This window comes from Agromyces sp. NPDC056965 (assembly GCF_042673425.1).
Classification (GTDB): domain Bacteria; phylum Actinomycetota; class Actinomycetes; order Actinomycetales; family Microbacteriaceae; genus Agromyces.
The window spans coordinates 1-7,556 of record NZ_JBHURI010000125.1 but is presented as its reverse complement, the minus strand read 5'-3'; the positions used below and the strand labels follow the sequence as shown (position 1 = coordinate 7,556).

The 7,556-nt window shown below is 70.5% G+C and carries 8 protein-coding genes; 4 read left to right on the top strand and 4 right to left on the bottom strand.

The window, feature by feature from the left end; genetic code table 11:
* Nucleotides 1-171 precede the first annotated feature (171 nt).
* On the bottom strand, nucleotides 172-420 hold the full coding sequence (locus ACFTQE_RS19365; protein ID WP_022893204.1) for a WhiB family transcriptional regulator: 249 nt from the start codon (nucleotides 418-420) through the stop codon (nucleotides 172-174).
* A 204-nt stretch (nucleotides 421-624) separates the two neighbouring features.
* On the opposite strand from ACFTQE_RS19365, the gene ACFTQE_RS19360 reads away from it, so the two are divergent.
* Entirely contained in the window at nucleotides 625-1,092 is a 468-nt protein-coding gene (locus ACFTQE_RS19360) for a hypothetical protein (protein ID WP_376926598.1), read from the top strand.
* Nucleotides 1,093-1,156: 64 nt separating this feature from the next.
* Here the strand turns inward: ACFTQE_RS19360 and bcp are convergent, their stop codons facing one another.
* The 3 genes from bcp to aroA form a co-directional block, all read right to left on the bottom strand.
* Nucleotides 1,157-1,633 (bottom strand): thioredoxin-dependent thiol peroxidase, encoded by a 477-nt coding sequence (gene bcp, locus ACFTQE_RS19355; RefSeq protein WP_375837218.1) that lies wholly within the window; start codon nucleotides 1,631-1,633, stop codon nucleotides 1,157-1,159.
* Nucleotides 1,634-1,712: 79 nt separating this feature from the next.
* Nucleotides 1,713-2,798 (bottom strand): ribosome small subunit-dependent GTPase A, encoded by a 1,086-nt coding sequence (gene rsgA / locus ACFTQE_RS19350; protein ID WP_376926597.1) that lies wholly within the window; start codon nucleotides 2,796-2,798, stop codon nucleotides 1,713-1,715.
* Nucleotides 2,795-4,165 carry a 3-phosphoshikimate 1-carboxyvinyltransferase gene (aroA, locus tag ACFTQE_RS19345; RefSeq protein ID WP_376926596.1) on the bottom strand — a complete coding sequence of 457 codons (1,371 nt, stop codon included), beginning with the start codon at nucleotides 4,163-4,165 and terminating at the stop codon, nucleotides 2,795-2,797. Before aroA ends, rsgA begins: the two co-directional genes overlap by 4 nt.
* A gap of 112 nt (nucleotides 4,166-4,277) precedes the next feature.
* Between aroA and ACFTQE_RS19340 the strand changes: the two genes are divergently transcribed.
* The 3 genes from ACFTQE_RS19340 (at nucleotide 4,278) to ACFTQE_RS19330 (ending at nucleotide 7,510) form a co-directional block, all read left to right on the top strand.
* A complete protein-coding gene (locus ACFTQE_RS19340; protein WP_375837213.1) occupies nucleotides 4,278-4,940 on the top strand; it encodes a sigma-70 family RNA polymerase sigma factor in 663 nt (220 codons plus the stop codon).
* Nucleotides 4,937-5,188 carry a zf-HC2 domain-containing protein gene (locus tag ACFTQE_RS19335; RefSeq protein ID WP_376926595.1) on the top strand — a complete coding sequence of 84 codons (252 nt, stop codon included), beginning with the start codon at nucleotides 4,937-4,939 and terminating at the stop codon, nucleotides 5,186-5,188. Before ACFTQE_RS19340 ends, ACFTQE_RS19335 begins: the two co-directional genes overlap by 4 nt.
* Before the next feature lie 87 nt (nucleotides 5,189-5,275).
* Nucleotides 5,276-7,510 (top strand): MMPL family transporter, encoded by a 2,235-nt coding sequence (locus ACFTQE_RS19330; RefSeq protein WP_376926594.1) that lies wholly within the window; start codon nucleotides 5,276-5,278, stop codon nucleotides 7,508-7,510.
* Nucleotides 7,511-7,556: the final 46 nt, after the last annotated feature.

Below are 7,556 nucleotides of genomic sequence, written 5' to 3'. Positions count from 1 at the left end.
CCCGCCCGCCCTTCACGGTCAGCCACGAAAGCTGGACGCCAGTCCTCCGGTCGCTGGGAAGAGCGTGAGCAAAGGGCCAGGCGTACGGACGGGCCGTGGCCGTGGCGTGGCCTTGGCCGTGCGAAGCGGTGAGCGGAGGACGGCGGCCGGGTCGACCGGGCCGCCGACTCGCTAGGAGGCGCGGCGGGCGCGGGCGGCGCGGCGCTTCAGGGCGCGGCGCTCGTCTTCGCTGAGGCCACCCCACACGCCCGAGTCCTGGCCGGTCTCGAGGGCGTACTGCAGGCAGATCTCGGTGACGGTGCAGCGACCGCACACGGTCTTCGCCTTCTCGATCTGGTCGACGGCGGGGCCGGTGTTGCCGACCGGGAAGAAGAGTTCCGGGTCTGCGGTGAGGCAGGCGGCCTTGTCGCGCCAATCCATATGGGGATGCTCCTTGCGGGGTGTACTTCGATCGCAGACGCGCACGATTGCGCTTGCCGAAACCGGCTGCTGCAGGGGGAAAGCCGAATCTCGGGAAGTAGGATCAGTGACTGATCGGCTCACGTCCCTGTGAGCATCAATTCGGCCTCATAAATGGTCGCATAGCGGAGAGATCGAATCAATAGCTGTGTATGGGATAACCCTGTGAATCGGCGCGACGACGCCCCCCTCGATGCGCACGACGACTTGTCCGGCGAGGCTGCAACCCCCGAATCCGGTGTGCGCGCCGCCCTCGTCGTCGTGAGCGTGCTGCTCTTCCTCGAGGCTGCGGCGATGGTGGCACTCGTGATCTGGCTCGTGATCGACCTGTTCTCGCTCGAACCGTCGTCGTACGCCACGGCGATCGCGCTGCTCGTGCTCGTCGCGATCGGCGCGATCTGGATCGTGACCGTCGCGTTCGGCTCGCTCCGGCAGGCGCCGTGGTCGCGCGCGGCGGCCATCGTCTGGCAGATCCTGCAGGTCTCGATCGCCGTCGGCGCCTTCCAGGGGCTCTTCGCGCGTCCCGATGTCGGCTGGGCCCTGCTGGTGCCCGCGATCACCGTCGTGGGCCTGCTGCTGTGGACACCGGTGCGCCTCGCGTACACGCGCCCCGAGGATCACGCCGCGGCGTGACCCCCGCGGCGGGCGGTCGGATCCGGGAGTCGGTGCGGCCTCCGGTTCGGGAGTCGGGTTCGACTCAGCCGTCGAGGCCGAGATCGCGGCGCAGCCGCGCCACGTGGCCGGTCGCCTTGACGTTGTAGAAGGCGCGCTCGATGCGGCCGTCCTCGGCGATCACGAACGTCGACCGGATGGAGCCGACCACGATCTTGCCGTAGAGCGACTTCTCGCCCCAGACGCCATAGGCCTGCTGAACGGCGAGGTCGGCATCGGAGAGCAGCGTGTAGGTCAGGCGGTCGCGAGCGGCGAAGGCGGCGAGCTTCGCGACGTCGTCCTTCGAGACGCCGAGCACGCGGATGCCCGCGCTGGCGAACGAATTCAGGTTGTCGCGGAAGTCGCACGCCTCGGTCGTGCAACCCGGGGTCATCGCCTCGGGGTAGAAGTAGAGCACCACCTTCGAACCGCGCAGCGCCGAGAGGGTGACCGGGTCGCCGTTCTGGTCGAGCAGGGTGAAGTCTGGAGCGAGGTCGCCGGGGGCGAGTCGTGCATCGGTCATACCTCCATGGTAGGCATGCCGACGGATGCCACGGGGCTGCAGCACGCCCGCAGAGGGGCGTCACGGCGCCGACGCGGTGTCAGACCGCCCCGCCGCCCGCGAACGTCGTCAGCAGGCGCTGCAGGGACTCCAGGCGGGCCGGGCCCGTCTCCCCGAGCTCACCGGCCGCGACGGCCTCGGCGATCGCGCAGTCGGGGGCGTCGGGCAGGTGCGTGCACCCGCGCGGGCAGCGCTCGGCGAGGCGATCGAGGTCGGTGAAGGCGCGCAGGATGTTCGCGCGATCGATGTGGCCGAGTCCGAACGAGCGCACGCCGGGAGTGTCGATGACCCAGCCGGTGCCGGACTCCGCGCCGGGTGCGTCGGCACCCGGCAGATCGGCGGCGTCGAAGCGCAGCCACACCGTGGACGACGAGGTGTGGCGCCCGCGGCCGGTGACGACGTTGACGTGGCCCGTGGCGCGCTTGGCGCTCGGCACGAGTGCGTTGACGAGCGTGGACTTGCCGACGCCCGAATGGCCGACGAAGACGGTGCGGTGGCCGACGAGCACGCGAGCGATCTCGTCGAGCGGCATCTGGCCCTCGCCGCTCCTGAACACCGTCAGGTCGAGCCCCGCGAAGTTGCGGAGGAACTCGTCGGGGTCGGCGAGGTCGGTCTTCGTGACGACGAGGAGCGGGCGGATGCCGGCGTCGAACGCTGCGACGAGGTAGCGGTCGAGCAGCCGGATGCGCGGTTCGGGGTTCGCCGCGGCGACGACGATGAGCATCTGGTCGGCGTTGGCGACGATGACGCGCTCGACCTCGTCGGTGTCGTCGGCGCTGCGGCGGAGGAGCGTCGTTCGCTCGCCGACCCGCACGATGCGGGAGAGAGTGCCCGGCTCGCCCGAGGTGTCGCCGACGAGGTCGACGAGGTCGCCCGTGACGACCGACTTTCGGCGCAGTTCGCTCGCCCGTGCCGCGGTGATCACGCGTTCGTCGGGGCCGTCCTCGTCGATGAGCACGCTGTAGCGACCGCGGTCGACGCCGATCACCATGCCGGCGACCGCATCGGCGTGCTCGGGCCGCTGCTTGGTGCGCGGCCTGCTGCCGCGGCGGCTCGGCCGCACCCGCACGTCGGACTCGTCGAACTCGGGCTCGTCGTCGTCGTCGTCGGTGCTCCACCAGGTCATGCCAGCATCTGCTCCCAGAGTGCGGTGAACTGGGGGAGCGTCTTGCCGGTCGACGCGATGTCGTCGACGACGACTCCGGCCACGGCGAGGCCGATGATCGCCCCGCTCGTGGCCATGCGGTGGTCGGCGTACGCGCGCCACGGTCCGCCGTGGAGCGGGGCCGGGGCGATGCGCAGGCCGTCGTCGAGCTCGGTGACGTCGCCCCCGAGCCCGTTGATCTCCGCAGTGAGGGCAGCGAGCCGGTCGGTCTCGTGGTGACGGATGTGGCCGATGCCGGTGATGGTCGACGGCTCGTCGGCCAGCGCCGCGAGCGCGACGAGGTTGGGCGCGAGCTCTCCGGCCTCCGACAGGTCGAGGTCGACACCGCGGATGCCGCGGCCGCCGTCATCGCCGCGCTCCGGCGCGTGCACGGTGAGCCGGTCGCCCTCGACGACGACGCGGGCGCCGAACAGCGGCAGGATCTGCGCGAGCTGCGCGCCCACCTGCGTGGTCTCCGCCGGCCAGCCGGTGATCGTGACTGTGCCGCCGGCGACGAGCGCCGCGACGAGGAACGGTGCGGCGTTCGAGAGGTCGGGCTCGATGTCGACGTCGATCGCGCGGATGGGCCCGGGTGCGACGGTCCAGCGGCCGGGCTCGGGGCTCGTCACCTCGACGCCGCGGGCGCGGAGCGTCTCGATCGTCATCTCGATGTGCGGCAGGCTCGGCAGCCGTTCGCCGCTGTGGGTCAGGTCGAGACCGTGCTCGAACCGCGGGGCCGACAGCAGCAGGGCGGAGACGAACTGGCTCGAGGCCGATGCGTCGATCTCGAGCGGCCCGCCGCCGACCGAGCCGGTGCCGTGCACCGTGAAGGGCAGCGTGCCGCGCCGGTCGTCGTCGAGGTCGACGCCGAGGGCGTGCAACCCGTCGATCACGCCGGCCATCGGGCGACGGCGGGCGTGCTCGTCGCCGTCGAACATCGTGGGGCCGAGTGCGAGCGCCGCCACCGGCGGCAGGAACCGCATGACCGTGCCGGCGAGCCCGCAGTCGATCGTGGTCGAGCCGAGCAGCTCTTCCGCGGGCGTCACGCGGAGGTCGTCGCCGAAGCCGCCGCGACCCGGAACGCGCTCGAACCGGGTGCCGAGCGCGCGCAGGCCCTCGACCATGAGCTCGCTGTCGCGCGACCAGAGCGGAGCGCGAAGGGTCGACGGCCCGTCGGCCAGCGCCGCCAGCACGAGCTCGCGATTCGTGAGCGACTTCGAGCCCGGCAGGCCCAGCACCGCGGAGAGAGGGGTCGTTGCGACCGGCGCGCGCCATCCGTCATCCGTGTCGGTCTGCCGTGCATCGCCGTACGGATCGAATTCGGGTGCGGAATACTTCGAAATCTGCATCGGTTATCAACAGTAGCGTCCGGAAACGCGGAAGGAGTCGGTGTTGCGCATGTCGATCGGAGTACTCGAACGCCCCGCGGTCTCAGGGGTCGACGATCTAGGATTGCCGGTGATGACTGCCGACCAGATCGATGCGACGCCGAACGACCCAGTGGCCGAGGCTCCCGAAGCGGAACCGACCGCACGACCGCTCACCGAGCTCTTCGAGGAACAGGCCCTGCCGTTCCTCGACCAGCTCTATGCGGCCGCGCTGCGCATGACGAAGAACCCGGCCGACGCGCAGGACCTCGTGCAGGAGACGTTCGTCAAGGCGTTCGCCGCGTTCGGGCAGTTCACGCAGGGCACCAACCTGAAGGCGTGGCTGTACCGGATCCTCACGAACACCTTCATCAACAGCTACCGCAAGAAGCAGCGCGAGCCCTATCAGGGCACGATCGACGACCTCGAGGACTGGCAGCTCGGCGGCGCCGAGTCGACCACCGCGCGAGCGAGCCGGTCGGCCGAGGCCGAGGCCATCGACCACCTTCCCGACAGTGCCGTGAAGGACGCGCTGCAGGCGCTGCCCGAGGACTTCCGCCTCGCGGTGTACTTCGCCGACGTCGAGGGCTTCTCCTACCAGGAGATCGCCGACATGATGAACACCCCCATCGGGACCGTGATGAGCCGCCTGCATCGTGGCAGGCGCCTGCTCCGCGAATCCCTCGCCGACTACGCCCGCGAACAGGGATTCGCCGCGGGAGCGAAGACGGCCAAACCCACCAGGAGCACGAAATGACCGACTGCGGCTGCGACAAGGCGAGGGCCGAACTCGAGGAGTACCTGCACAACGAGCTGCGGGCGGCGGATGCCACCGACATCCGCGACCACGTCGCGAACTGCGCCGACTGCCAGGCGGAGCTCCGCGTGGGCGTCGCGATCACCGAGGTCGTGCAGCGCGCCTGCCGCGAGAGCGCGCCCGAGCAGCTTCGCGTACAGGTGCTCACGCAGATCCGGCTGTACCAGTCGACGCACACCGTCTCCTGACCCAGCGGCGCTGATTCGGCCCGGGCCATCGCGCGTCAATCGTTCGTTCGATGCGGGTGAGGACGTTCGAGCCATAACGTCGACGATGTGATCGACAACTCCGACGACCGAACGGTGAAGCGACGCGTGCCCACGTGGCTGCGCGTCACCATTCCCGCTGCCCTCATCCTCATCTGGTTCGCCCTGTTCGGCGCCGGCGGTGCCGCGTTCGGCTCGCTGAGCGACGTGTCGACGAACGACCAGGCGCAGTTCCTGCCCGCGTCGGCCGAGGCCACCGAGGTGACCGAGCTGCAGGAGGGCTTCCGCGACTCCGAGGACATCCCGGCGATCGTCGTGATCGCGGGCGACGAGAAGCTCGACGAGGGCCAGCTCGCGGCGATCGACGACGTGCGGGACGAACTGCTCGCGGTCGACGGCGTGAACGCCGATGGCGCGTCGCCCGTGCTGCCGTCCGAGGACGGCGCCGCGGTGCAGATGATCCTGCCGATCGAGAAGGTCGACGGCGGCGAGAAACCGTCCGAGATCGTCGCGGAGGTGCGCGAGGTGCTGGCGGAGAACCCCGTCGACGGCACGACGGCCGCCGTCACCGGCCCGGCGGGCTTCACCGCCGACCTCTCCGCCGCATTCAGCGGAATCGACGGACTCCTGCTCGCGGTCGCCCTCGCTGCGGTCTTCCTCATCCTCATCGTCGTCTACCGCTCGCCGCTCCTGCCGTTCATCGTGCTCTTCACGAGCCTCACGGCCCTCTGCGCCTCGGTGTTCACGGTCGTGGCACTCGCACGCGCCGACATCCTGCTGCTCTCGGGGCAGACCCAGGGCATCCTGTTCATCCTCGTGATCGGCGCGGCCACCGACTACGCACTGCTGTACATCTCGCGCTACCGAGAGACGCTCGCGCGTCACGAACGCAAGTGGGACGCCACCTGGGCAGCCCTCAAGGGCTCGTGGGAGCCGATCGTCGCCTCAGGCGGCACGGTCATCGTCGGACTCCTGATCCTGCTCGTGAGCGAGCTGACGTCGAACAAGGTGCTCGGGCCGGTCGCCGCGATCGGCATCGTGTTCGCCGTGCTCGCTGCGCTGACCCTCCTGCCCGCGCTGCTCCTCTGGGCGGGGCGCGCCGCGTTCTGGCCGAGGAAGGTCGCCCACGTCGGCGACGCGACCGAGGCGCACGCCCGCCACGCGGCAGGCGTGATCGACGCGTCGGCGCCCGACGAGGCCGACCTGCCCGATCGCGGCATCTGGGCCGGCGTCGGCCGACTCGTCTCGAAGCGTCCGCGCACCGTCTGGATCGTGTCGGTGCTGGCCCTCGGCGCCATGTCGCTCGGCCTCGCGCAGCTCGACGCCGACGGCGTCGCATCGAGCGAGTTCGTGCTCGGCGAGTCTCAGGCACGCGACGGCCAGGCGATGCTCGGCGAGCACTTCCCTGCGGGGTCGGGCACGCCGGCGATCGTGATCGGCCCCGAAGACGAACTGCAGCAGATGGCGGACGTCTCGCTCGACACGGCGGGCGTCGACTCCGTCGCCGTGGTGAGCGCGGACTCGCCGGCTGGAACCGCTCCGGTCACGAGCGACGGCATCGAGGCGTTCGGTCCGCCCGGCGCCCCCGCGCCCGAGCCGACCGTCGTCGACGGCGAGGTGCAGCTGCAGGTCACCCTCACCGATCCGTCGGACTCCCTCGAGGCGGAGGCCACCGTCGAGCAGCTCCGTTCGAACCTCGACGAGGTCGGCACCGACGTGCTCGTGGGCGGGCAGACCGCGGTCGCGCTCGACACGAACGCGGCGGCGATCGCCGACCGCACGCTCGTGATCCCGCTCGTGCTCGCCGCGATCCTCGTGATCCTGATGCTCCTGCTGCGGTCCATCGTGGCGCCGCTCATCCTGATCGGCAGCGTGGTGCTCTCGTTCACGGCGGCGCTCGGCGTCTCGGCCCTCGTGTTCGAGCACGTGTTCCACTTCCCCGGAGCGGACCCGTCGGTGCCGCTCTTCGGATTCGTGTTCCTCGTCGCCCTCGGCGTCGACTACAACATCTTCCTGATGACCCGGGTGCGCGAGGAATCCCTGCGGTTCGGCACGCGCTCCGGAATCATCCGGGGTGTACGGCTCACCGGCGGCGTGATCACCTCGGCAGGTCTCGTGCTCGCGGCGACGTTCGCGGCGCTCGGCGTGCTGCCGATCCTGTTCCTCGCGCAGATCTCGTTCATCGTCGCCTTCGGCGTGCTGCTCGACACCTTCCTGGTGCGCACCCTCCTCGTGCCCGCGCTCGCCTACGACATCGGCCGGACCATCTGGTGGCCGAGTCGACTCGGTCGCGGAACGGACTGAGCGGCCGGAAACGACGAAGCGAGCGGATGCCCCGGGGCATCCGCTC

Excerpts from the sequence above, each read along its gene's own strand:
- ACFTQE_RS19365 (WP_022893204.1), bottom strand. The coding sequence starts at position 420 with ATGGATTGGCGCGACAAGGCCGCCTGCCTCACCGCAGACCCGGAACTC.
- bcp (WP_375837218.1), bottom strand. The coding sequence starts at position 1,633 with ATGACCGATGCACGACTCGCCCCCGGCGACCTCGCTCCAGACTTCACC.
- rsgA (WP_376926597.1), bottom strand. The coding sequence starts at position 2,798 with ATGACCTGGTGGAGCACCGACGACGACGACGACGAGCCCGAGTTCGAC.
- aroA (WP_376926596.1), bottom strand. The coding sequence starts at position 4,165 with ATGCAGATTTCGAAGTATTCCGCACCCGAATTCGATCCGTACGGCGAT.
- ACFTQE_RS19340 (WP_375837213.1), top strand. The coding sequence starts at position 4,278 with ATGACTGCCGACCAGATCGATGCGACGCCGAACGACCCAGTGGCCGAG.
- ACFTQE_RS19335 (WP_376926595.1), top strand. The coding sequence starts at position 4,937 with ATGACCGACTGCGGCTGCGACAAGGCGAGGGCCGAACTCGAGGAGTAC.